This window comes from Sedimentibacter sp., from assembly GCF_038562225.1.
In the GTDB taxonomy this organism is placed as follows: Bacteria; Bacillota; Clostridia; order Tissierellales; family Sedimentibacteraceae; genus Sedimentibacter.
The window spans coordinates 47,163-71,328 of record NZ_JBCFAS010000003.1; the positions used below are offsets into that span (position 1 = coordinate 47,163).

General features: G+C 41.1%; 27 protein-coding genes and 1 other annotated feature. Of the genes, 16 read left to right on the forward strand and 11 right to left on the reverse strand.

The window, feature by feature from the left end; all coding sequences use genetic code 11:
• From AAGU76_RS12095 to AAGU76_RS12110, 4 genes are all read left to right on the forward strand, one after another.
• Positions 1-840, forward strand: coding sequence for a response regulator (locus tag AAGU76_RS12095; protein ID WP_342485765.1), 840 nt, complete (start codon positions 1-3; stop codon positions 838-840).
• Between the two features lie 96 nt (positions 841-936).
• Positions 937-1,962, forward strand: coding sequence for a TAXI family TRAP transporter solute-binding subunit (locus AAGU76_RS12100; RefSeq protein ID WP_342485766.1), 1,026 nt, complete (start codon positions 937-939; stop codon positions 1,960-1,962).
• A 23-nt stretch (positions 1,963-1,985) separates the two neighbouring features.
• Positions 1,986-2,540, forward strand: a complete 555-nt coding sequence (locus tag AAGU76_RS12105) for a DUF1850 domain-containing protein (RefSeq protein ID WP_342485767.1) — start codon at positions 1,986-1,988, stop codon at positions 2,538-2,540.
• Between the two features lie 27 nt (positions 2,541-2,567).
• On the forward strand, positions 2,568-4,538 hold the full coding sequence (locus AAGU76_RS12110) for a TRAP transporter permease (protein WP_342485768.1): 1,971 nt from the start codon (positions 2,568-2,570) through the stop codon (positions 4,536-4,538).
• Between the two features lie 65 nt (positions 4,539-4,603).
• Here AAGU76_RS12110 and AAGU76_RS12115 read toward each other — a convergent pair whose 3' ends face one another.
• On the reverse strand, positions 4,604-5,671 hold the full coding sequence (locus tag AAGU76_RS12115) for an iron-containing alcohol dehydrogenase family protein (RefSeq protein ID WP_342485769.1): 1,068 nt from the start codon (positions 5,669-5,671) through the stop codon (positions 4,604-4,606).
• Between the two features lie 74 nt (positions 5,672-5,745).
• A complete protein-coding gene (locus AAGU76_RS12120) occupies positions 5,746-6,948 on the reverse strand; it encodes a hypothetical protein (protein ID WP_342485770.1) in 1,203 nt (400 codons plus the stop codon).
• Positions 6,949-7,042: 94 nt separating this feature from the next.
• Positions 7,043-7,292: a binding site (T-box leader), on the reverse strand.
• Positions 7,293-7,557: 265 nt separating this feature from the next.
• On the opposite strand from AAGU76_RS12120, the gene AAGU76_RS12125 reads away from it, so the two are divergent.
• The gene (locus AAGU76_RS12125; protein WP_342485771.1) at positions 7,558-8,415 is read left to right on the forward strand and encodes a polysaccharide deacetylase family protein; all 858 of its coding nucleotides are present in this window, start codon (positions 7,558-7,560) and stop codon (positions 8,413-8,415) included.
• A 63-nt stretch (positions 8,416-8,478) separates the two neighbouring features.
• Here the strand turns inward: AAGU76_RS12125 and AAGU76_RS12130 are convergent, their stop codons facing one another.
• From AAGU76_RS12130 to AAGU76_RS12155, 6 genes are all read right to left on the reverse strand, one after another.
• Complete coding sequence (locus AAGU76_RS12130) at positions 8,479-8,955, reverse strand: HD domain-containing protein (protein ID WP_342485772.1); 477 nt, start codon at positions 8,953-8,955, stop codon at positions 8,479-8,481.
• Position 8,956: 1 nt separating this feature from the next.
• Positions 8,957-9,427, reverse strand: a complete 471-nt coding sequence (gene folK / locus AAGU76_RS12135) for a 2-amino-4-hydroxy-6-hydroxymethyldihydropteridine diphosphokinase (protein WP_342485773.1) — start codon at positions 9,425-9,427, stop codon at positions 8,957-8,959.
• A complete protein-coding gene (folB, locus tag AAGU76_RS12140) occupies positions 9,427-9,786 on the reverse strand; it encodes a dihydroneopterin aldolase (RefSeq protein WP_342485774.1) in 360 nt (119 codons plus the stop codon). Before folB ends, folK begins: the two co-directional genes overlap by 1 nt.
• On the reverse strand, positions 9,787-10,644 hold the full coding sequence (gene folP / locus AAGU76_RS12145) for a dihydropteroate synthase (protein ID WP_342485775.1): 858 nt from the start codon (positions 10,642-10,644) through the stop codon (positions 9,787-9,789).
• Between the two features lie 8 nt (positions 10,645-10,652).
• Positions 10,653-11,213, reverse strand: coding sequence for a GTP cyclohydrolase I FolE (gene folE, locus AAGU76_RS12150; RefSeq protein WP_342485776.1), 561 nt, complete (start codon positions 11,211-11,213; stop codon positions 10,653-10,655).
• Between the two features lie 176 nt (positions 11,214-11,389).
• Positions 11,390-11,920, reverse strand: a complete 531-nt coding sequence (locus AAGU76_RS12155; protein ID WP_342485777.1) for a CDP-alcohol phosphatidyltransferase family protein — start codon at positions 11,918-11,920, stop codon at positions 11,390-11,392.
• Positions 11,921-12,222: 302 nt separating this feature from the next.
• On the opposite strand from AAGU76_RS12155, the gene AAGU76_RS12160 reads away from it, so the two are divergent.
• From AAGU76_RS12160 to AAGU76_RS12170, 3 genes are all read left to right on the forward strand, one after another.
• Entirely contained in the window at positions 12,223-12,501 is a 279-nt protein-coding gene (locus AAGU76_RS12160; RefSeq protein WP_342485778.1) for a hypothetical protein, read from the forward strand.
• A 76-nt stretch (positions 12,502-12,577) separates the two neighbouring features.
• Entirely contained in the window at positions 12,578-12,802 is a 225-nt protein-coding gene (locus AAGU76_RS12165; protein WP_342485779.1) for a hypothetical protein, read from the forward strand.
• A complete protein-coding gene (locus AAGU76_RS12170) occupies positions 12,792-13,079 on the forward strand; it encodes a hypothetical protein (protein ID WP_342485780.1) in 288 nt (95 codons plus the stop codon). Before AAGU76_RS12165 ends, AAGU76_RS12170 begins: the two co-directional genes overlap by 11 nt.
• Positions 13,080-13,186: 107 nt before the next feature.
• On the opposite strand, the gene AAGU76_RS12175 is transcribed toward AAGU76_RS12170, so the two are convergent.
• Positions 13,187-13,546, reverse strand: a complete 360-nt coding sequence (locus AAGU76_RS12175) for a NifB/NifX family molybdenum-iron cluster-binding protein (RefSeq protein ID WP_342485781.1) — start codon at positions 13,544-13,546, stop codon at positions 13,187-13,189.
• A gap of 347 nt (positions 13,547-13,893) precedes the next feature.
• Between AAGU76_RS12175 and AAGU76_RS12180 the strand changes: the two genes are divergently transcribed.
• The 4 genes from AAGU76_RS12180 to AAGU76_RS12195 all read left to right on the forward strand — a co-directional run bounded on the left by AAGU76_RS12180 (position 13,894) and on the right by AAGU76_RS12195 (position 16,212).
• Positions 13,894-14,553 (forward strand): HAD family hydrolase, encoded by a 660-nt coding sequence (locus tag AAGU76_RS12180; RefSeq protein WP_342485782.1) that lies wholly within the window; start codon positions 13,894-13,896, stop codon positions 14,551-14,553.
• A gap of 2 nt (positions 14,554-14,555) precedes the next feature.
• Positions 14,556-14,627: a GNAT family N-acetyltransferase gene (locus AAGU76_RS12185; protein ID WP_342486299.1), complete on the forward strand. Its 72-nt coding sequence runs from the start codon at positions 14,556-14,558 to the stop codon at positions 14,625-14,627.
• Positions 14,628-14,772: 145 nt separating this feature from the next.
• The gene (locus AAGU76_RS12190) at positions 14,773-15,879 is read left to right on the forward strand and encodes a GGDEF domain-containing protein (protein WP_342485783.1); all 1,107 of its coding nucleotides are present in this window, start codon (positions 14,773-14,775) and stop codon (positions 15,877-15,879) included.
• Positions 15,880-15,957: 78 nt separating this feature from the next.
• Positions 15,958-16,212 carry a YaaL family protein gene (locus AAGU76_RS12195; protein ID WP_342485784.1) on the forward strand — a complete coding sequence of 85 codons (255 nt, stop codon included), beginning with the start codon at positions 15,958-15,960 and terminating at the stop codon, positions 16,210-16,212.
• Between the two features lie 23 nt (positions 16,213-16,235).
• On the opposite strand, the gene AAGU76_RS12200 is transcribed toward AAGU76_RS12195, so the two are convergent.
• The gene (locus tag AAGU76_RS12200) at positions 16,236-16,478 is read right to left on the reverse strand and encodes a helix-turn-helix transcriptional regulator (RefSeq protein WP_342485785.1); all 243 of its coding nucleotides are present in this window, start codon (positions 16,476-16,478) and stop codon (positions 16,236-16,238) included.
• 249 nt (positions 16,479-16,727) lie between these two features.
• Between AAGU76_RS12200 and AAGU76_RS12205 the strand changes: the two genes are divergently transcribed.
• Positions 16,728-17,786, forward strand: a complete 1,059-nt coding sequence (locus AAGU76_RS12205) for an acyltransferase (protein WP_342485786.1) — start codon at positions 16,728-16,730, stop codon at positions 17,784-17,786.
• Between the two features lie 153 nt (positions 17,787-17,939).
• Here the strand turns inward: AAGU76_RS12205 and AAGU76_RS12210 are convergent, their stop codons facing one another.
• Positions 17,940-18,506: a hydrolase gene (locus AAGU76_RS12210; protein ID WP_342485787.1), complete on the reverse strand. Its 567-nt coding sequence runs from the start codon at positions 18,504-18,506 to the stop codon at positions 17,940-17,942.
• Between the two features lie 544 nt (positions 18,507-19,050).
• Between AAGU76_RS12210 and AAGU76_RS12215 the strand changes: the two genes are divergently transcribed.
• The 3 genes from AAGU76_RS12215 (at position 19,051) to AAGU76_RS12225 (ending at position 24,164) form a co-directional block, all read left to right on the forward strand.
• On the forward strand, positions 19,051-20,145 hold the full coding sequence (locus AAGU76_RS12215; protein ID WP_342485788.1) for a hypothetical protein: 1,095 nt from the start codon (positions 19,051-19,053) through the stop codon (positions 20,143-20,145).
• Positions 20,146-20,517: 372 nt separating this feature from the next.
• Positions 20,518-22,329 carry an ABC transporter ATP-binding protein gene (locus AAGU76_RS12220; protein WP_342485789.1) on the forward strand — a complete coding sequence of 604 codons (1,812 nt, stop codon included), beginning with the start codon at positions 20,518-20,520 and terminating at the stop codon, positions 22,327-22,329.
• An 8-nt stretch (positions 22,330-22,337) separates the two neighbouring features.
• Positions 22,338-24,164, forward strand: a complete 1,827-nt coding sequence (locus tag AAGU76_RS12225) for an ABC transporter ATP-binding protein (protein ID WP_342485790.1) — start codon at positions 22,338-22,340, stop codon at positions 24,162-24,164.
• Positions 24,165-24,166: the final 2 nt, after the last annotated feature.

A 24,166-nucleotide genomic window follows, 5' to 3' on the forward strand; every position in this document is an offset into this window, starting at 1 on the left:
ATGAAGATTTATGTTGTTGATGATGACATTACGGTTATAAGGGTTCTTGAAAACATCATAGAAGATTACGATCTGGGCACGGTCTGCGGATATTCATTAAACGGGAACGACTGTATCGCCGAGATCAATACCCTTTCGCCTGACATAGTCCTCATAGATCTGCTCATGCCCGGCAAGGACGGCGTAACGGTTGTAAAAGAGCTTAAAAACAGCAACAGCAATGCTTTGTTCATCATGATTTCCCAGGTTTCATCAAAAGCCATGATAGGCAAGGCTTACGCTTCGGGCGTTGATTTTTTCATAAACAAGCCTATCAATGTAATAGAAGTTACAACCGTCATGAAGAGCATTGCAGAAAAAATCCACTACAAAAAAACTCTGGAGAATATCAAAAAGCTATTTTCAAACTACGACCAGGTCACCAATATAACTGAAGACAACCATATTACGAAAATCAAAAAAATACAGCTCATATTGAACAAGTTGGGCATGTCCGGTGAAAAAGGAGAAAAGGATATCATTGATGTGTGCAACTACTTGATATACAACAATAAAAATATGTCGGACACCAACATTTATGAAGTGTGCAAAGCCTTAAGCTCCAATTCAAAAAATATGGAGCAAAGGATACGTCGAGCCATATCCAAAGGTTTGTCCAACATCGCCTACTTAGGCGTCGAAGACAACATGAATGAAATTTTCATCATGTATGCCAACAGTTTGTTTAATTTTGAAGAGGTTAAGGCCGAAATGGACCACATAAGAGGCAAGGGATTTTCAAACGGAAAGGTCAATATTAAAAAGTTTATCGATGGATTGATTATCAACACTGAAAATTAAAGTAAAGTTTTTTTGTATTTATTAGTATTTTTTTGAAGCTGTCCTCTATAATTATAGTTAAAGGTGTATGCCTAAATAATTATGGAGGATATTTGTATGAAGAAAAACGTATCAATCATTGCATTAATACTGGTATTGGTTTTGTCTCTTGGCATGTTGTCGGCATGCAGTCAAAAACCAGCTGAAACTCCGGCACCTCAGGAGAATCAACAGCCTGCAGCTGAGCCGGCAAAGCCGGCTAAGCAAGTATTTGTAAATATCGGAACGGGCGGAACAGCCGGAACATATTTCCCTCTTGGCGGAGCATTTGCTGAAGTATGGAACAAGGATATTCCGGGAATAAATGCAACTGCACAAAGTACAGGCGCTTCAGTAGCAAACGTTAACTTACTTAAGGAAAACAAGGTTGAAGTTGTTATAATCCAAAATGACATTGCATCATATGCCGAAACCGGAACAATAATGTTTGATGGTGCTGCTTTCCCGGAAATCAGAGGGTTGTGCTCACTTTACGGCGAACCGCTGCAGCTTGTTACAACTGATGCCAATATCAAGACAGTTGCTGACCTGAAGGGAAAAAGAGTTGCTGTCGGTGCCATAGGCAGCGGTGTTGAAGCAAACGCAAGACAAATTATTGCTGCTGCAGGATTAGACTTCGAAAAAGATATTGATCCCAAGTTCTTATCATTCTCCGAAGCATCTACAGGTCTGAAGGACAAACAACTGGATGCTGCATTCCTGGTTGCCGGAGCTCCTACTTCTGCAATAGTGGACCTTTCTACACAAAATGAAGTATTTTTAGTTCCGATAGACGGTGATGTTGCTAAAAACCTCACAGACAAATATTCATTCTATACTGAATTTACAATTCCTGCCGGAACTTACAAAGGCCAGGCAGCAGATACAAAGACACTGTCTGTAAAATCAATGCTGGTTGGCAGCAGCAAGCTTGATGATGAACTGGTTTACAACATGGTTAAGTCCATCTATGAAAACGGTGACAGAATTACAGCAGCTCACTCTGTAGGCAAAGAAATAACCAAGGAAAAGGCTCTTGATGGTATGAGCATAACTGTACATCCGGGTGCTCAAAAATATTTCGACGAACAAGGCATACAATAATACTTTAAAAGGAACGAATTGAATTGAAACATTCAAAGGGTGAATTTATCAGAATTATTATTATTTCATTGATTATATCATCTTCAATAATATTCATAATAGGAAGCAACATTCAAAACGGTAAAATTTTGGTGATACAAAACAACACTACCGGAGTGAAAAGCGAGCTGTACCTTCCTGATGGAGGTTTTTCGCTGGGATACACTCATTCAGTGATGAAAACTCCAGCAGAAGAATTCTTTGTTGTTGACGAAAATAATGAGATTATTTTGGAAAAGACAATTTATGAATCTTATGGCGTAGGTTTGCCGTTTTTATCAAATTTGGGTGATGAAGGTGATGAAGGGGTTTTTGAAATAAAAGATGATAAATTCATCCTTTACATTAATCGTACATTCAGTGAAATCAATATGATTATATCTCCTATACCGGAACATTACATTAAGATAGGCAATACAAAGTATGATCTCATGGATATGTTAAAGGAACCTGATTGTTCAATAACTATATATGCTTATGATAAGAAGATAATTAAGAACTTTTTCAATATTTCTTCAAGCATCATTTTAAACAATTAACAGTAATTCTTTGTAAAGGAGAACGATATGGCTAAGAAAACAAGCAATGAAATTGTTCAGGATATAGACAAAGCCAATGTGGATTCCGAGGAACTGGATAAAATCCTTCGAAAGTATGACAAGGGATCCAACTACAGAGTGCTGACAGGTGTGTCAGATAAATTTATTTCGATAGTTCTTTTATGTTTTTCTTTGTTTCAGCTGTACACGGCAATCTTTCTCGGAATGGAACCTATGATTTTGAGATCCATACACCTTGCATTCGGTCTTTCTCTGGTGTTCCTGCTTTATCCTGCCAGCAAAAACTGGCCAAAGGACAAGATACATCCGTTAGATATATGTACGGCTGTTGTGGCAGCAGTGGTTTGTTTGTACGTTGTTGTGTTCTACAGGGACCTGGTATACAGAGCCGGTATGATCACATCAACTGACATGGTAATTGGGCTTTTAGCGGTTCTGTTGATTCTTGAAGCTGCAAGGAGAGTCATAGGTCTGCCGATGGTCATCATATCTCTTTTATTTATTGCGTATGCATTTTTCGGCCCATACATTCCCGGAAGGCTTGCACATAGAGGAGTTGACTTAAACAATTTCGCGCAGCACATATTCTTCACCACTGAGGGTATCATGGGCCTTCCCATAGGAGTATCGTCCACATTCATATTCATGTTTCTGCTGTTCGGAGCATATCTGGAAAAAACAGGCATGGGGGAATTCTTTATAAACCTGGCAAATGCCATTAACGGCAGCTCTCCCGGCGGACCTGCAAAGGTAGCCGTTTTGTCCAGCGCATGCATGGGAACCCTTTCGGGCAGCTCCGTGGCAAATGTTGTGGGCACCGGAAGCTTTACGATCCCTATGATGAAAAAGTTAGGCTACAAGCCGGATTTTGCAGGCGCTGTTGAAGCCACGGCATCTACAGGTGGACAGCTTATGCCGCCTATCATGGGAGCAGCTGCGTTTCTTATGGCTGAAATTACAAACACTCCTTATTTCACAATTATCAAGGCTGCTGCAATACCCGCCCTTCTATATTACTTCGGAGTGTGGGCAGGTGTTCATTTTGAAGCCAGAAAGCTTAATCTTCTAGGACTGCCAAAGGATCAGATTCCCAAAATCGGTCATGTAATGAAAACCAGGGGACATTTGATTTTGCCGATAATTGCTGTTATGTACCTGCTGATTCAGGGATTTTCTCCAATAAGGGCAGCATTGGGAGCCATTGCTACAACACTGGTATGCTCGTCATTTACAAAGGACACCAGGCTGTCATTTAAAGATTTGATTGATGGATTGATTAAAGGTGCAAAAAGCGCCCTTACGGTTATATCAGCCTGCGCCTGTGCAGGAATTATAATCGGCGTGGTTACTCAAACAGGTTTAGGATTGAAAATGGGATCTGTTCTTGTGGGAATAGCTCAGGGAAATTTGTTTTTAACACTATTCTTCACAATGGTAACATCCATAATTCTTGGAATAGGAGTTCCAACAACTGCAAACTACGTTATAACTTCCACAATTGCAGCACCTGCACTGCTGCTGCTTGGTGTTGGAATAATACCTGCCCACATGTTTGTATTTTACTTCGGAATAATCGCAGACATTACGCCTCCTGTATGCCTTGCGGCTGTGGCGGCATCAGGGATTGCAAAATCCGAACCCATGAAGACCGGTGTGCAGGCAACACGTCTGGCCATCGCAGCGTTCATTATCCCGTATATTTTTGTGAACAGCCCCCGAATGCTGATGATAGAATCAACACCTCTTTTGCTGGCGATGGATATAGTATCTGCAATGGTTGGTATATTGTGCATATCTTCAGGACTGACAGGATTTTTCAAAACAAACATGTCAATATATGAAAGGCTCATGTTTATAGTAGGCGGATTGCTGCTGGTTATGACAAGTACAACAACAAATATAGCAGGGCTTGTATTGATTGGGGCAGTATACTTAATACAGAAAAATAAATTTATTAAGGTTAAGCCGGCTCTTTGATATTAATACTTGTAACTAAGAAAAAACTATGGATGTGAATTCACTTCATCCATAGTTTTACTTTTTTATTTGTATGATTCCAGAAATTCTATGGCATCCCTGACCATGGCAGGTGTAACCACATATGGATAATGCCTTACATCTATTCCGCTTAATGCCTTTTCAATTACCTTGTCAACATCATCCATGGAGCTATGCAGATGTGAAAGCTTTGTAGGCAATCCGATTTTGCTGTTGAAGCTGTGTATGCGCTTCAGCTCATCATACTGCTTGTCGACAGCCAGCAGGACCAGAATGCCGTAGGACACTATTTCACCATGGAGATGCCCGTAATGCTCTGTCTGGGGAATCACCGTAAAGCCGTTGTACACGGCATGGGCAAGGCCTGTGGTTATGTCGATGTTAACCAGATTTGATGCCAGGCCTGTGGATATGATTACGCCCAGAAGAATCTCATCCAATTCGGCTGATGCTTTGTGTGACCTGCAGTCTTCCAAGGCTTTCGCGCCGTATTTTACAAATGGACCGCTGCACATTGCTGCAATGTTCACACCCATTGCCTGAGAGTGGGAAAGTTCATCGCCTCTGCTGGATACGGACGTTTCAAAATACTTGGCCATGGAATCACCTATTCCTGCCCAGAGATATTTGTCCGGTGCATTTGCTATTATTTCGCTGTCTATGAAAATGTGCTTTGCCGGTTCATCGGAAAATGAATATTCCCTCAGGGAACCGTCCGGGTGGTATAAAATTCCCAGGCTTGTGCATGCTGCACAGGTTGATGCGATTGTAGGGAATGTGAAAAATACCCTGTTTGTTCCCTGTGCCAGCACTTTTACCGTATCTATGGCTTTTCCGCCGCCAACGGCAAAAATCATGTCAGCTTCTTTTATTTCCGGAATTGCTTTAAGTCTCTCGATATTTTCTATTGACGCTTCGCCGCCGAAAGGAAAATATCCTGTTATTTTAAGCTGACTTCCTTCAACTGCGCTTTCTAATTTTTTTCTTGCCGCAGCCATGGCGCGTTCACCGCCTATTACTGCAGCCTTGCTTCCGTATGGAATACATGTCTTGACTACTTCCCGGTATGAGTCCGGTCCTATGGTGTAGCTTGGAAAAAGTTGTGTTTTCATATTGCTCCTTGCTGCATTTGCAGCTGCCGCTTCCTGGCGCGGCATGCCAATTTCGATGTAATTTTTTTGTCTTATTAAAATTCTGCATTTTCAGCAAATGATACGTTTAATTGCTGGTTTGTTTCATTTGATGAACTGTCATATTTTTCTTTTAAGTATTTTCTGTTCTTATAATAACCTACGGTTAAAAACGGTACGATAATGATTGCAATTCCCAGATAACCCATGTATCCGTAACCGTACTTGATTATTTTGTCCAAGCCTGCCATTGAAATTCCCATTGACAATGACATGATGAAGGATGACACGATGATTCTTCTTATAATAACTTTTTTAATTCCTGACAATACTTTCATTTTTTCAAATTTTTCAACGAATCCGTAAATGGTTGTAACACCGGTGGATATGAAGCAAAGGAACAGGGAAATGTTGTATGCCCAGTATACATATGGCTTACCAAGCTGTTTCGTAATGAACAGCGAAGGAAGTGTTGCTTCTCCTGCTGCCTTATATTCAGCGTACCACCCCAGCAGCATGATTACAGACAATACCAATGCTATGGAGTTTATTACAAATGCAATCATCATTGAACGGGATACTTCTTTCTTTGATTTCAGGCTCCTGCCGCATGAAATCATGGTTGGGATAACCACAGACTGAAAACCGGCATACGTAAAGGCTTTTAAAATTCCTCTGTAAATGCTGCTGCTGCTTTCACGGACTGCAAATATGGTGCTTATTTCCGGAAGCTTGGCATTGATTCCCATCATGAATATTACGGCACATGAAGCCAGAATACCCATGGACATAACTGTTGATGCTTTGGAAACCATTGCTGCCCCGTAAATAGTAAGAGCCAGCAGTATTGCGCCTATGGACAGAACTGAATATGCATAGGGAATTGTGTACGTCTTGCTCAGCAGTGATGCTGCTCCTGCAATTACAGCGCCTACAGCGCATAAAACCATGGTGTAAAAGTAAATGTCAAAAAGAATCGATAATTTGTCAAAGGGGTGATAGAGATTTTGGAACAACTCCTTGTAGCTTCCCAGTCCTCTGGAGTTGTACATGATCATGCATTCCCGAATGGTCAGTGTCAGAAGCGCCATGGCTAATACTGCCATAAAAGGTGCTGTCCATCCGTACTGAACGTAGTACTGTGTTGCCTGATTTCCTGTTGCGAAACCGCCGCCTGCATGGGAGCCGAACAGTACACATGCAACTGAAAAGGCTCCTGCAAATTTCATGTTTGGTGCTGATTGTTTTTGTCTTTCCATTTTCATACCTCTCAGATTTTTTTTATACACTTGACTGATGGATGTCAGCCTGATAAAGGTAATAAAAAAATCTTCCTCTCTCAGGGAACTATCCCTAAGAGACGGAAGATATAATCTTTCGCGGTACCACTCTTATTCATTTCATACGAAATGCCCTCTAGATACGGATTATTTCTAATCGATATCGTGCCACTTTAACGATTGGCTCTTCGTACCTGCCTACTGATACTTTCGGCAAGTCCGCTCCAAGGCTAGTTCGGCATCCCATCTGACATTGTTTTTCACCAACCAACAACTCTCTGAAATCAATGTAAATGCTTAATACTCCTTATCACAGCGTTTTAATGCTTATTTATTAGTGTATTGTCAGTGAGTATATCACCGCAGGTTGATGTTGTCAACACAAAAATGAAAATGTTAATAAAATTAGTAATATTTGATAAATATGAGAATTTTTTATGGCATAGAGAGGATGATGTCTTCTTTTTTGCAGCTCATGGAGTCCAGGTGGTACAAGGAAAATGGGAAAAGACATAATTTGAAGCAAATTGTTATTAAAACGGCGTTTAAACATAACATAGTATAAACAATAGTTAGAGGTGATTTATTTTGGCGGAAAACAAGAAGGTTGTGGCAGCGCTGCTGATTTTGCTGCTTGTGGTTTTTTCAGGTTTAAACGTGATTGATATGGTAGGCGTTGACGCTGTTCCTGCAGCTGCGAGGCCTTCCACCAGGCTTCCGGTCATAATGTACCACAAGGTTCAAAGGGACAGGGACAGCCTTGGAAAATATACAATTTCGCCTGCTGAACTGGAGGAGGATTTGAAATATATCAGGGAAGAGGGATATACAACTGTGACAGTGGAGGATTTGATTGCCTATGTCTACAACGGCGTGAGCCTTCCAGAAAAACCTATCATGCTCACCTTTGATGACGGGTACTTCACATACTATAACTATGTGTATCCATTGCTGCAGAAATATGAAAGCAAGGCGGTGATATCCATAATCGGTGAATTCGTGGATAAAAGCTCCGAAGACCCCAATCCAAATCCATACCTTAACTGGTCCCAGGTTGCCGAGCTTTCTGAATCTCCGTATGTTGAAATACAAAACCATACATACTCAATGCACAAGATATCACAGCGAAAGGGCTGCACGATTCTGGATGGAGAATCATACGACCACTACAGAAGGGTGATAGTCAATGACATAGGATACCTTCAGCTGCTTATCAACGGCAAGACGGGATACACTCCGAGGGCGTTCACATATCCCTTCGGTTTCATATGCAGGGAGTGCAGGGAAATTTTAAGAGAAATGGGCTTTCTGGCTTCTCTTTCAAGCAACTACGGAGTAAACACACTTACGGGCGATGAAGATGACCTGTATGAGCTTAAAAGGATCAACCGCCCAACCGGAATCAACCGTGTTGAATTCTTCAGTTTGCTTGAAGAGGCGAATTAACCTGGAGGCAGTCTGGACTTGGAGTAGGTAAACCAGAAAAATTGATGCAAAAAAATACTGCCGTTAATACAGCAGTATTGGCTTCTCACCGTTTTGGAAGTGCTTGCATGTGGATATTGCTCCGCACATGAGGCAGTTTCGTGATAGTTTGTCGGCTCTGTACAGCACATCTCCCAGGACGGAAGTTTCCTTTCTGTTCCTGTGAGACCCTATGGCTTCAAGTATTTCATCTGATTCTGATTGTGAAAAGCAACAGTCCTCCAGAATTTTCTTTGCAAGCATCACGCTCGCTTCCGCATGGTCGATGCCGCTTTCGTATTCCATCCATCTTCCGATGTCGTGGAGCAGCGCTGCGGCGTACAGCACTTCCTTGTTTAACCTGTAATTTTCCTCAAGGGAAATTATGTATGAAATTCTTGCTGTATCAAGAAAGTGCGTTATGTCGTGGCGGCAGTAGATTCTGCTCTTTTCTGCCAGCCTGTTTTTTTCCAGATATTTAAGGTAATCGCCGTTCTTCAATATCTTATCTATTCTTTCCATATCAGTCCAGCTTTCTTATCTTTTCGCCTTCAAGACCATTGATCATATCTTTGATTTTTTTTCCTTCGATTACCAGCTCCGGACAGATTTCATGCAGAGGATACATGACAAAAGCCCTTTCTGTCATCCGGGGATGCGGTATGGTCAGGTTTTTTGTATTTATCTTAACATCGTCATACAAGAGTATGTCCACATCTATAATCCTGGGGCCGTTTATTATTGTCTTAACCCTTTTCATTTCATGTTCGATGCTTTGGGTGAATTCAATGAGTTCCTCCGGCGAAAATTCCGTGGTTCCTTCAACTGCTATGTTTAAAAACCATGGCTGGTCGCTGTATCCTACAGGCTCCGTCTCATAAAATGATGATACTTTTAGTATTTCAACCTTCTCGGACAAAAGCCCCAGGGCATGCTCCAGGTTTCCTTTTTTGTCGCCCAGGTTTGTTCCCAGACTCAGGTATATTTTGCTCATCATCTTTCCCTTTCTATTTCAATTCCGAAGTAATCGAATATGCCTGCTACCGGAGCCTCAGGCTTTTTAATCCGCACCTTGATTTTCTGCACAAGCGGATACGACGAAAGCACCATGCTGCAGATTCTTTCTGCCAATGATTCCAGCAGGTTGAATCTTTCCTCTGTCACAATTTCTTTTATTGTTTCATAGACTTGTGCATAGCTTACGGAAAGGTTCAAATTGTCAGTTTCTCCTGCTTTTTTCAACGGCAGATAAAGGTATGCGTCCACAAAAAACTTCTGGCCCAATGATTTTTCCTGCTCCATGACGCCGTGATAGCCGTAGAAGCCCATGTTTTCCATAATTATTGCATCCATTTATTTTCTCCTGATTATGGCGTCGGCAACCTTCGCTGCCTGTGCGTTTATAAGGACGTTGTGGACCCTCACTATGTCCATTCCCTGTACCACTCCCAGCACGGTTGTTGCCGATGTTCCCACATCCCTGTCCTTGGGAGGCACATCCAGAATGCTGGCTATGATGCTTTTCCTTGAAGTTCCTATGAGCACCGGATATCCAAGGTCTCTCAGCTCTCCAAGGCGGCTCATGATTTCCAGGTTGTGTTCCACGGTTTTTCCGAATCCTCCAAGACCTGGATCCAGTATTATCATATCATCCTTAACGCCGGCTTCCTTTGCAATTCTGACGGATTCCATGAGAAACTTCTTAATTGCTTCCATGATGTCGCAGTCATACTCCACACCTACATGATTGTGCATAAGCACAACAGGAGTACCGTATCTGGCAGCAACGTCTGCCAGTTTTCTGTCTTCGTGGAAACCCCATATGTCATTGATGATGTGAGCTCCGTTTTTGACTGCCTCCTCGGCAACCTCGCTCCTGATGGTGTCCAGCGACAGGATGGCATCTGTTTCCCTGCTGAGCCTTTTGATTACAGGTATGACCCTGCTAAGCTCTTCCTCAGCCGTGATACGGGTGTGCCCCGGCCTTGAGGATTCACCGCCTATGTCTATGATGTCCGCACCTTCACGTATCATTGTCTTTGCATGCTCCACTGCTATATTCACAGAGGTATAATCACCGCCGTCGGAGAAGGAGTCGGGAGTTACGTTTAGAATCCCCATTACCAGGGTTCTTTCGCCTAAGACCAGCTCACGGTCCATGAATTTCATAATTCTTTTTTGCGGAATAAGTTTTATATCTTTTGTATTCATGGTAACCTCTATTTGTTGATCATTGACATTACTTCGGCTCTTGCCTTCGGATCGGTTCTGAAAAGACCTCTTACGGCTGATGTAACGGTCTTTGAGCCCGGTTTTTTAACGCCGCGCATGGTCATGCACATGTGCTCGGCTTCTATGACAACTATCACTCCGTAGGGCTCAAGCTTTTCCATTATGGTGTCTGCAACCGTGGAGGTTATTCTTTCCTGAAGCTGCGGCCTTTTTGCCACAGTTTCCACAACTCTGGCAAGCTTGCTCAGACCCGTAAGCCTTCCGTTCTTTGGAAGATATGCAACGTGAGCCTTTCCGAAAAACGGTACCAGATGGTGCTCACACACGGAGTAGAAGGGTATATCCTTAACCAATACCAGTTCCTCGTATTTCTCATCCTGAAAAAATATCGCCAGATGCTTTGCCGGATCTTCATGCAGACCTGAGAATATTTCTTCGTACATTTTCGCCATTCTTCTGGGCGTATCTGCAAGGCCTTCCCTGTCGGGGTCTTCGCCAACTGCCAAAAGGATTTCTCTGACGGCTTTTTCTATTCTTTCCTTATCCATAAAATTCTCCTTGTATCTAAGATTGACGTATGCTCTGCCTAATTTCATTGTAGTCAGTACTGAATATAATTATTTGCAACTATATTATACCATTATAACATAAATAAATCTCTGTTCAATGCTAATGTTTTTTAGTTATCTTGCCTAATAATCGATGGTTCGCAGCAGTCATGTTCTCATTTTATGAATATACTTTTCTTATTTGCATTCCACTCACTTGACAATAGATTAATTACTAATTCTTCAAGTGAGGAAATACCTGCTGCCATACAAAGCATATATATCGACACATCAGATTTAATGACTGCCAGCATAAATGGAAATACAAAAAGCATAAGTCCGGTAATCTTATTTCCGTAAGTGTGTAGAATTCCGAAGGTTTTGTATTTTACAAATACTGCCATGATGGATGCTGTTCTTATTGCTCCAATGATAATTATAAAGTAGTAAATTTGAACTGTTGGACTTATAATAGGATACAGTTTAATGGCCAGCACAAAGATCATTATCAAATCCGCGACAGAATCAAGTTTTTCGCCTAACTTGCTTGTAGTGTTCGTTTTTCTTGCAACGTAGCCATCAACCATGTCACTGATTCCACAAATGAAATAGATTGTGAAAAAAATTGTGCTTAATGGATTTATAAAGATTAATACAAGAACAAGAACCATTCTGGCAACAGAGATGATGTTTGCAACTGATTTCAATATACCACCCCTCAAAAAGTTTACTTAGAATATTTTACTCCTGAATTACCATATAATTGTAAAACATTTAAGTCGCAAAAGCAAATTTAGTCATGTTATAAAATAAAAACTCTTAATTGGTAGTAATTTAACATAATTGAATATGTCATGGAAATAAACAGTGGATGGATATATAATGGAATTGTATGGGAATATTTTTCATAAATGGAACTAAGGGCCCTATTAAACAGTCTAATATATCTAGAGACCCCAAATTGCGGATGAAAATTGCGAAAATTTTAATAAGGTATATAGGAGGAGCAATGGACAGGTTGACTAAAAAAACAGACAGCGGCTACTATGTTTCAGCAGATGATGTTGAGTCTCACCGTAACGGGTACTCGGGAGAAGCTGTTGCTAAGCTTGCAAAGTTTGAAAACTTTTACGATGAACTGCTGAAAAACCAGGAAAAGACAGAGCTTGAAATGGAAGAGCTCAGGTCACAAGGCAAGACAAATACAGTCAAGTTCAAGCAGCTTTTCGCAAACAAGCTTAACAACAGCCAGATTTTGACAACATTGAAGTACTGCGGTCTTCAGTGATATAAGTATAAAGTATTCAAGGCGTTAAATGTTAATTACGTACGAGTGCTTGGTAAATATTATAACGGGGGATTTTATGAAATATGTAAAAGAAATACGCGAGTCAGCGAAACTGGTTTTTTTCTGCTGCATAGGAACAGCTGTAGGTACTATTGCCGGCAGGAAGCTGATGCCGGGAATCGGTGTTAACGCAAAAGCTGTTCTGTTGGGGGAACTGGGAGCATTCGTTATTTTAACGGCAGCAGTTGCAATAATCAAAATAGTAAGACAAAGATTGAAGGGGAGCGGTTATGAACAATAAGCGATTGAAAATGACAGTTGTAGTTATTGCTGCAATCTGTATATTGGTTGTAATAGGCAAGGTTACATGCAACCTTCTGCTGATGGCATATATATCATACAAATACGGGGCTGATTTAAAGGGGGCAGGCTCAATCGGTATAATAGGCGGTGCTGATGGTCCCACATCAATATACCTGACGGGTTCTCAAGGGCTTTATTCTACATTGATATTTGTGTTGCTTGCGGTAATTGCTGTTGGATTGGCATTATATTATATAAGAAAAAGCAAACGATGAAAAAGTGAAGAACAAGCAATCAAATTGCTCTAATCTTGTCATCCTGAGCGTTAGCGAAGGATCTCATAATGCTGAACTATGAGATCCTCGGATCAGCTGCTACTTTTTTAGTGGTGGCATCCGTGCTCATGCTGGTGGCAGACATCGCCGGAATCCTTGATTGTTCCTGCAAGGTAGTCCATGGCTGCTGCCTTTACGTCTCCTGAACATCCGCGAACCACTTCTATGCCGGAATTGTTAAGAACCCTGACTGCACCGTCTCCCATGTTTCCTGCGAGCATAACCTTTACACCCATTTGGGAAAGTATTGATGCAATGTTTGATTTGCAGCCGCAGCCCTCAGGAGATGCGATTGTTTCGTCGCCGGTTATTTCTTTGTTCTCGTTTACCGTGAAAACCGTAAAATATTCACAGTGTCCGAAATGATCGTCAATCACGTTTCTGCGTGACGGTAGTGCTATTTTCATATAATAAACCTCCGTTGCTTTTAATATGCAAATCTCATCAAGAGAATGTAATTAAATGATACATCAATTAATGACATATGTCAATAATAATTATTGTGATTCGTATGCTAATTGTAACTTTTAAGAAATAATTGTTGATAAATGTTAAGTAATTGTAATGATACAAAGGTTACATAGATTTATAATATGTTAATAATGACATAATGCATTTGACTTATGTTATTTTTTTGCACTTTTGATAAATTGTATGGAAAAGTTTTCTAGACACATATATAATATAGATATGTTCGGAGACTGAATAATTGTGAAGGTTTCCGAAGTGCCGGTTTAATTAAGGGATATGATTAATGAGACATTACGTGGAGGAAGAAGTGACAAAAAAGGGAATAATATTTGATTTGGACGGTACTCTTTGGGATTCATCAGACAGCGTTACCAAGTCGTGGAATGAGGCAATTTCGACCTATGAAAATATAAATTACAGAATGACCGTAGAATCCATGAAAGGATTCATGGGGAAGACTATCGATGAGATAGCGGATTTGTTTTTTGCCGGACTGCCAAAGCATGTGCGAAAGGACATAATGGATAAATGCATCAGGTATGAGCAGGAATACATTGAAAAGCACGGAGGCTTCTTGTTTCCCGGTGTTTTGGAGACACTGGAGCAATTGTCAGAGGAATACAGGCTTTATATCGTGAGTAATTGCCAGGAAGGTTACATAGAAGCGTTCATGAAGTATCACAAGGTTGAGAAGTATTTTGATGATTTTGAAAATGCGGGGCGTACAGGCAAGACAAAGGGTGAAAACATTAGGCTGGTTGTGGAAAGAAACAATCTGGGAAACGCAGCGTACGTAGGAGATACGCAAGGGGACTTCAATGCAGCAAGGTTTGCTAAAATTCCTTTCATACATGCAAGGTACGGTTTCGGGGAAATTTCCGAGCCTGTTGTATTTGTTGAAAGAGTATGTGAAATTCCGATAAAAATCAAAGATTTGACCTAGTAATACTCGTAAACTCATCTCCCTATGCAGTTGAAATATATCATCGCCTTGGCTTCACGGATATGGACAGGTAACAGACTGTAAACAGCATTAGGTTTACCCCCATGGAATATCTGCTGAAGCAGCTGTTCTGAGGATGTAAAGGAAATTAACACGTGGAAGTTGAATATATTATTAACTGACTAACAAGGATTTTTAGAAGGAGAAATATAGCTGTTTATGGATAGAGGGAAAAATAACGGACTTATAAATTATCTTGGCGAATTCAGGAACAAGAATCTGGAAATGGAATTCTGGGAACAGGATTTAAAGAAAACATCGCACTACACAAAAATAATAATACTGGTTTTGGGAATAGTGAATACACTTTTTCTGATTCCTGACTTTTATCTTGTTTCCAACTCTTACATATATGGAGAAATCGCAGCAGGAAGGGTTGTTTTCCTGTTCCTAGTGGTGTTTTTTGTATACCGTTTCAATAAGATTAAAAATTTCAAAGAATTGTCATACCTGGTTACAATCTACGAATTTATCGGAGTCATGCTTTTTCTCTTCGTCTTTTTCAATTACGAAAATCCGGACTACCTCATTCAGTCTTTTGGAGTGATGATAATCATCATGGGAATATTCATGATTCCAAACCGACTGCTTAACAGCGTCGTCATATCTGCATTCATAATAGTCTGCTTTGGAATGATGGCTCTGCACTTCATCGCTGCAATTGAATTGTCAAGTTTCCTGGCTGGAATTGTGTACCTGGTTTTAGTGCTCATATTAAGCACCATCATGGCATTGAAGGATAATTACTACAAAAGGATAAACTATACTGCCAGCAGAGAGCTTCTCAGACTTTCAACCATCGATTCACTGACCGGCATATTCAACAGAGCTAAATTCAACGAAGAACTTATCAGATGCATAAATTATTCAAGGCGTTACAGCACAGACCTTACCGTGGCCATCATAGACTTGGACGACTTCAAGAAGGTCAATGACAAGTACGGGCACCTGGCCGGCGACAAACTGATTATCGATTTTGTAAACATAGTCAAGGATACAATCCGCATAACAGATATATTCGCCAGATGGGGAGGAGAGGAATTCGTACTTATCTTCCCAAACACGGACATAGAAGAGGCAGTGGACATATCGGAAAGGTTACGTAAAAACATTGAAAGGCATGAATTTGACAGTGTCCGAAAAATGACCTGCAGTTTTGGAGTTGCTCAGCTTACAAAGTCGGATGATCTCTCCAGCATATTGATAAAGGCGGATCAGAAGCTTTATTCAGCCAAAAAATCAGGAAAGAACGTTGTAGTGGGGTAAGCAATCTAATAATTTATGGAATAGTGTGAATAAAAAGGAACCTGCTGTCTATAATATTATTGATAGGAGGTTTTTTCCATGAACACAATATCTAACAAGGAATTTAACATAGGTAACATCCTGGGGATGTTTAAACAGTCGAAAAAAGAAAAGCCCAAAAATGATTGCTACATAAATATAGAGAACGCTAAAAAAGAGTGGGAAGATGCAAAAAACATATTCGAGAACGTGTCTGAGCCTGATTTGGTGGACTATGCCATATACAACGTGGATGCTGCCGAGAAGAAATATATTTATCTCTTAAGACAAATCAAGAACGGCAATACTAATTAAGGGTGCAGAGCACCCTTTTATCTTTATATGAGCTCCTGATCCAGGGAATCAAATATTTCTGAAGAAAAAAAGTCATCCAGTGATATTTCAAGACCATCACAGATTTTTTTGATCAATACTATTCCTATGTCTTTTCTGTCGCTGTAAAATACGCTGTAAACCGTTGAAGGAGTTATCCCGGATAAGTTTGCAAGCTTGTTGACAGCCAACCCCCTGTCGCCGCATATCTCATTGATTCGCTTTATTACCGCCTCTTTAATACACATATAATACCTCCATCCACATTTTCATGTTAGCATTATTGTACCATAAGTTCGCTGTGACGTATACGCTAAAACGTATAAAATAAATAAATTATCAAAAATAATTATAAAAAATAGCAAAACACCGGATAACGTGACACGAATTGAATAAATATTAAAATGACGAATACATATTTACAGGTTGCAATTATTATTGCATTTATTCTTTCAAAGTGGTACACTACAATATATTATTAAGAAAGAGTTGAAAAAATGAGTTCATTGACCGAAACGAAACAAATGATAAATGAAAATAAAGACAAGCTTTATGAACTGGACTACATGAGGTTTATTGCCTGTCTTGCAGTTATGATTGTGCACATCACTGCCACCGGCGTAACCGGATACATCCACGGAAGCTTTCCTTACAAGGCTGTTCTGCTGCTTAACAGGAGCCTGAAGTTCACAACGCCCATATTTATATTCCTGAGTGGTGTAACAAGCTTCTACAGCTACAGGAAAAAAGAGTTCAATTATTTTTCCTTCCTTGGGAGGAGGCTGTCCAAGGTGCTTGTGGCATACATCGTTTGGAGCATCATCTATTATGCTGTGTATATGAAGCTGGGATATTACAGCTGGAATCCGGTTTTTTTTGTAAAGAGCGTGTTACAGGGCACCATGTCCTACCATCTGTACTTTGTCATAATTATCACTCAGATGTATGTGGTGGGTCCCTTGTTCTTCTTTATCCTTAAAAAAACAGACAGGAAGATTCCGATTCTTGTTGCAGCAGGTATCATTACCATGCTGAGTGCGGAATTCATCAGGTTTGAATTGTCTGACAGGCTGTTTTTAAAGTACATGGTTTTTTATATGTGGGGAATATACGTAACGCTGGAGAGGGACAAGTATCTGAACTGGATTCAGAAAAACAGGTTGCTATTGTCTGTTGCCTACCTTGCTTCATGTATTGTATACACTGTGGTATCCTATTATGACATGGCTGTTATAACATATGTATGGTTTGTTTTTTCCGTGGCATCGGTGTTCTTTGTTTACTGCGTGGGGCTTGAGATGAAGGAAAGGTTAAGAAAAAGCTACAGCTTCATAAAGCTGTTCGGACAAAGTTCCTATTACATTTACCTCATGCACCCTCTGGTGCTTACAATGTCAATAATGTATGCTCAAAACATCGGTTTGCTGTCCGTAACGAAGCAGCTGATACTTTATACGGTTACCGTCATGCCGTCTACCATACTTTCATGCCTTGCATTTGTAGCTGCAAAAAACAAAATCAGGAAATCGAAAAAGGCTGCGGCTGCAGCAGTGTAGATACAATTGAAAAGGGGCTGTTGCATTAGTAATTATTATCGTGTCATTCTGAGGGCCTTAGCCTGAAGAATCTCATCATTACAACATATGAGATTCTTCGCTATCGCTCACGATGACAGAAAATGTACTTAATGCTACAGTCCCTTTATACTTTTAATTATTAGTAGATTCGTACGCTCTCATTGCTTCCAGTGTCTGAGAAAGCAACTCGTCAAGTTCCCAGCCCAGCATGTCGGCACCTTGTTGAATGGCATCCCTTGAACATCCGGCAGCAAAGCTCGGAGTCTTGTATTTTTTCTTCAGGGATTTCAGTTCCATGTCCAGAGTGCTCTTAGACGGTCTCATCAAGGCTGCTGCCCAAATGAGGCCTGTAAGTTCGTCAGTTGCGAACAGAATTTTTTCCATGAGGTGCTCAGGCTTGATGTCCACAGGAGTAAGGCCATAGCCATGGCTGGCAACAGCGCGGGTAATCCTTGGATCTATTCCTCTTTCATTTAGTATTTCCTGAACCTTAATGCAGTGTTCTTCCGGGTACATTTCAAAATCAAGGTCATGCAGCAGTCCTACGATTCCCCAAAATTCCTCTTCATTTTCAAAGCCGAGTTTTCCGGCAAAGTATTCCATGACAAAGCTGACAGTTTCAGCATGCTTAAGATGGAATTCATCCTTGTTATATTCCTTCAGCAAAGCCCAGGCTTCTTCCTTAGTAATGTTAGTCACTATATCCCTTCTTTCCGATGTTTGTTCGTTAAGCAATCTGCTTTGTTTTATTTTAACTTATTTGTCTAAACATGTCTATAGCGTTTGCGGTATAAATTTTTTCGGATACGCCAGAGGAGAGCAACAGTTTTTAGCAAAATTTAGAAAGTTATGAATAATACATTTATTGATAAATAATAAATATGAAGATTTTATGAAGATACAAAAATTAAATATTTTATTTTTTTAATATTTTGGATTTCGATGAAAAACTCTGCAAATTATTTCGTTATAAATGTCATATGTGGGAAACATCTGGTTGAAATTTTAATATTTTGTTAAAGTTGGGGTTTGAGGTTGATTTTTTTAGTTACCATGTTAAAATGCATAAGACTTTGTGAAGAGAAAAACAATAATGTAAAATCATACAGTATTTCAGTATATTGGAAAATCAAAATTGTTGACTATAGGCGAACAATTTGTTAAAATTGTATCAACGATGTAACATGATATAACCAGCGAAAGCTGTTATATATAAAAAGTATTGTATCTATGGAGGGTATCAATGAAAAAATCATTAGCGTTATTACTGGTCTTAACTATGACCTTGTTTGCATTTGTAGGATGCGCAAAACAAGAGGCACCGGCATCAACTCCGCCGGCAGCTGAACAACCGGCAAAAGAAGAGCCGACAAAGGAAGAACCTGCCAAAGAAGAACCGGCAGTTACTGAAGATTCAGTAAAAACTGGACTTGCAGTTATTTCATCAGTTGAAAAATCAGCTGATGCAGGCGAAAAAGACGGTTTGGCACAGACTGACTCAGTTGTGGTAGCCGTAACAGTTGACAAGGACGGGAAAATAGTTCAAGCAGCTATAGACACTGCACAGACAAAAATTAACTTTACAAAAGAAGGAAAAATAAGCTCTGACGTTAAAGCTGAGTACAAGTCAAAACAAGAACTTGGCACTGACTATGGAATGGCAAAGGCTTCTTCACTGGGCAAGGATTGGTTTGAACAGGCAAATGCTCTGGCAGATTACTTCGTTGGAAAAACAGTTGAAGAAATCAAAGCTATACCTGTAACTGACACAGGAGTTCCTACAACAGCTGACCTGACTTCATCTGTTACTATAAAAATCAACTCATACGTTGCTGCAGTAGAAAAGGCTGTTGAAAACGCTCAGTTCGTAGGAGCAACAAAAAATGACGAGCTTGGACTTGGAGTTTTGACTACAATAGCTAAATCCAAGGATGCAGCTGCAGACGCAGAAGGTCTTGCACAGGCTTACACAACCTATACAGCAACAACATTCGGCGCTGACGGAAAAATTACAGGCAGCATCATAGACGCATCACAGTCAAATGTTAAGTTTGATGTTACCGGAAAAATCACTACAGACCTAAAAGCTGAATTATTCACTAAAAATGAATTAGGCGATAACTATGGAATGAAGAAGGCTTCTCAGATCGGAAAAGAATGGTACGAGCAGGCAGATGCTTTTGCTAAATTCATAGTTGGAAAGACTGCAGAAGAGGTTAAAGGCATCGCTGTTGATGAAGAAGGAACAACAACCGACGCTGACCTGGTATCATCTGTAACAGTAGGAGTAGACGGTTTCCAGAGCGTAGTGGAAAAAGCTTACGCAGCAGTAAAATAACAAAACAAATCAAAACGAGGAGCCTGGCTCCTCGTTTTAGTTTTACGACAAAGTGTCTTTCGAACATGTCATTCTGAAGGCGAAGCCTGAAGAATCTCATCATTTAAACATTAGGAGATCCTTCGCTGTGACGCTCAGGATGACAAATTCGTAGTTTTTCAATAGTCTGGCGAGGAGTTTACCCCTCATTTTTTATTTTGAGTTTCACAACCAACCGTTCAACTGTAAAAATATATATTTGGCAAATAATATCAGAATTTATTATGTTTGACAGTCATATAAAATTATTATAGAATGAATAAACAATACCAATTAGATTACTTATGCGTCGCTAACCCAAGTCCAGCCTTGGGATTTTTTGACGGAGGGCATATGGAAAATAAAGAGAATTCAAATTTGAAAATGATTTATGGATATTCCAAAGGTTACAGAAAATTCATGTTTTCCTCTGCTGCGGCAACCGTTGTCAGAGTTGGAACGGGGTTCATTACACCGCTGGTCATAAGCTTTACGGTTGATTCTGTAATAGACGACCTGCCGTACCGCTTTTTTGCTCCCATCATGAACCTCATCGCAATGGCAGGCGGAAGGGAAGGGCTGAGGCAAAATTTATGGATATGCGCTGTATTTGTCCTGTCCCTGGCGCTTATAACCTCGCTCAGCGACTATGCGGGAAGAATCTCAATTGCAAAGTTTGCCGAGGGAACAGTGAAGACCATCAGAAACAGCATTTTTGGCCACATACAGAATCTTCCTTACAGCTGGCACATCAAAAACCAGACTGGAGAAATAATTCAAAGGGCAACCTCTGACGTTGAGGTTTTAAGAAACTTCATCAGCACTCAGGTTTCAGAGATGTTCAGGACATCAATGCTTGTGTCCGTGCCGCTGTTTATCCTGTTTTCCATGAACTTTAAAATGACTATGGTGGTTCTGGCATTTGTGCCTGTTGTGGTTTTATATTCGTCCATATTTTACGGGATTCTGTCCAGAAAGTTTCAGGATGCCGATGAAGCGGAAGGAGAGCTTTTCACAGCCACACAGGAGAATCTGACCGGAGTTAGGGTTGTGAGAGCCTTCGGAAGGGAAAAGTATGAAATAGAGAAATTTTCGGAGAAAAACCTGAGGTTTTCCAACCTCTGGGTTAAGCTGGGATATCAGTTGGGATACTACTGGGGCATCGGAGATCTGGTTACGGGACTCATGGTAGCGACAATTGTGGTTATAGGTTCCATGGCCGCTGTAAACGGTGAGATTACACTGGGAAATTTTCTGGTTTTTGTATCCTACACAAGCATGATTGCATGGCCGCTTCGAAGCTTCGGAAGAATCCTTGGGGAACTGAGCAAGACAAAGGTTTCTGCCCAGAGGATATGTGAAATCTTGAGGGAGTCAGAGGAGTCAGACAGTCCTGATTCAGTGGAAGCAGACATGAACGCGGATATAGAATACAAAAATGTTACATTCAGATATGACGAAGGCGGGCCTGTTCTGGATGACGTAAGCTTTATTATAAAAGCAGGAACGACCTTTGCTGTACTTGGCGGAACAGGCTCCGGAAAGACAACTCTTTTGCATCTATTAAACCGTCTCTACGACCTTCCGGAAGGATGCGGCACCATTTCCATCGGAGGAGTGGATATTCGAAAAATAAAAAGGGAATATTTAAGGAAAAACATAGGTATGGTCATGCAGGAGCCGTTTCTGTTCTCCAGGTCCATTCATGACAATATAACCATAGCCAACAGTGACGCTTCCATGGAGGAAGTAAAGGAGGCTGCAAACATTGCGCAGGTTGATGACGCCATAGAGGAGTTCTCGAAAGGGTATGACACCATAGTGGGTGAACGGGGAATTACATTGTCAGGGGGACAGAAGCAGAGAGTGGCTATCGCAAGGATGCTCCTTCAGAAAACACCCATAATGATTTTTGATGATTCTCTTTCTGCAGTGGATTCCGAAACAGATGCAAAAATACGCGAAGCCCTGAAAAAAAGCAAACGAAGCTCAACGGTGATTTTGATATCCCACCGTATAACGACTCTCATGCAGGCAGATGCAATACTTGTTCTTGACAAGGGAAAAATTGCGGATATGGGTACCCATGAGGAGCTCATAAACAGAAACGGAATATACAGGGATATATACGATGTTCAGATGAATTTGTCTGAAGACATAGGGTAGGAGGTATTATGAACTACTACGAAGAGGATTCAAACAACAGCAGCATTGACATAAAGCCATGGCTTAAGCTTCTCAGGTTTTTTGCCCCATATAGGGGAAAAATAGCCGGTGTTGTTGTGCTCATGCTTTTCATTGCCTCATTGGATCTGTCCATGCCGCTGTTTCAAAAATATGCCGTCGATAATTTCATTGTGAAAAAAAGCACAGAAAACCTGGGGCTGTTTGCATTGTCATATGCAGCAGTGCTTGTGACCATGGCAGCTCTCGTAAACATTTTTGCCCGACTTGCCATAGAGGTTGAGATGCACATCGGAAAGGATTTGAGGAAGGAAATCTTCACTCATCTTCAAAATCTGTCCCTTTCATATTTCAATACAACTCCTGTGGGATACATTCTTGCCAGAACTCTCAGCGATACAAATAAGATTGGCACCATGATTGCCTGGAGCATCGCAGATGTCTTCTGGTCCGTCACATATGTGGCCGGGGCGTTTACGGCCATGTTTCTGCTCAATGCAAGGCTGGCTGCAGTTGTTATGGCTGTGATTCCCGTAATGGCGGCAGTAACTGTGTACTTTCAGAAAAAAATGCTCCTTGCCAGCAGGAAACTTAGAAAGGTCAACTCCAGGCTTACAGGCAGCTTCAATGAAGGAATAACTGGAGCCAGAACAACAAAGGCCCTGGTAATAGAAAAAAAGAGCCTTGAGGAATTTAAGACCGTGAGCAGGGACATGGAAAGTTCATCCATTAGAATGGCAAGACTCAATGCAGTATACATACCTATAATAGTATTTTTCGGTTCGGCAGCAACTGCCATAGTGCTGGCAAGGGGAGGGACTCTGGCGATGGAGGATGCCATGAAGATAGGCACCCTATCCGCATTTTTGGCCTATGCCATAAACATTTTCGAACCGGTGCAGCAGCTGGCCAAGACCTATACAGATGTGGTAGCCCTGCAGGCAAATGTTGAAAGGGTTACAGACCTTCTGGAGATGGAGCCGCTGATTAAGGACAGCGACGAAGTAATAAGGGTATACGGAGACAGTATAAATCCCAGAAAGGAAAACTGGGAGGAGATAACCGGCGAAATTGAGTTCAGAAACGTGACGTTCAGATATCCCGACGGAGACGAGGAAGTTTTGAAGGATTTCAATCTCCGCATACCGGCAGGCACCAACGTGGCAATAGTGGGAGAGACGGGAGCAGGAAAGAGCACGCTGGTGAACCTGGCCTGCAGATTTTTTGAACCAACGACCGGAGAGATACTTGTTGACGGGAAAGACTACAGAGAAAGGTCACAGCTGTGGCTTCATTCCAAAATAGGATACGTCCTTCAAAATCCCCACCTGTTTTCCGGATCCATACTGGAAAACATATGGTACGGCAATCTTGATGCTTCCAGGGACGATGTAATAAAGGCAGCAGAAATAGTTTCTGTCAACAATATTGCGGAAAAGCTCCAGCACGGCTACGACAGCCAGGTGGGCGAGGGGGGCGACAAGTTGTCAACCGGTGAAAAACAGCTCATTTCCATAGCAAGGGCCATTCTGGCTAAACCGAGGATATTCGTGCTTGATGAGGCCACTTCGTCCATTGACACCCAGACAGAAAAACTAATTCAACATGGCATAGATTACCTGCTAAAGGGGCGTACGTCTTTTATAATAGCCCACAGGCTTTCCACCATTAAAAAGGCCGATGTCATTCTGGTTGTCAGGGATGGCAAAATAGTGGAACAGGGCACCCACAAGAGCCTCATCGAAATGAAGGGTTATTACTATGAACTTTACACCAGGCAGTTTGAAGAGGAAAAGACTCTCGAGGTGCTGAAGTAACA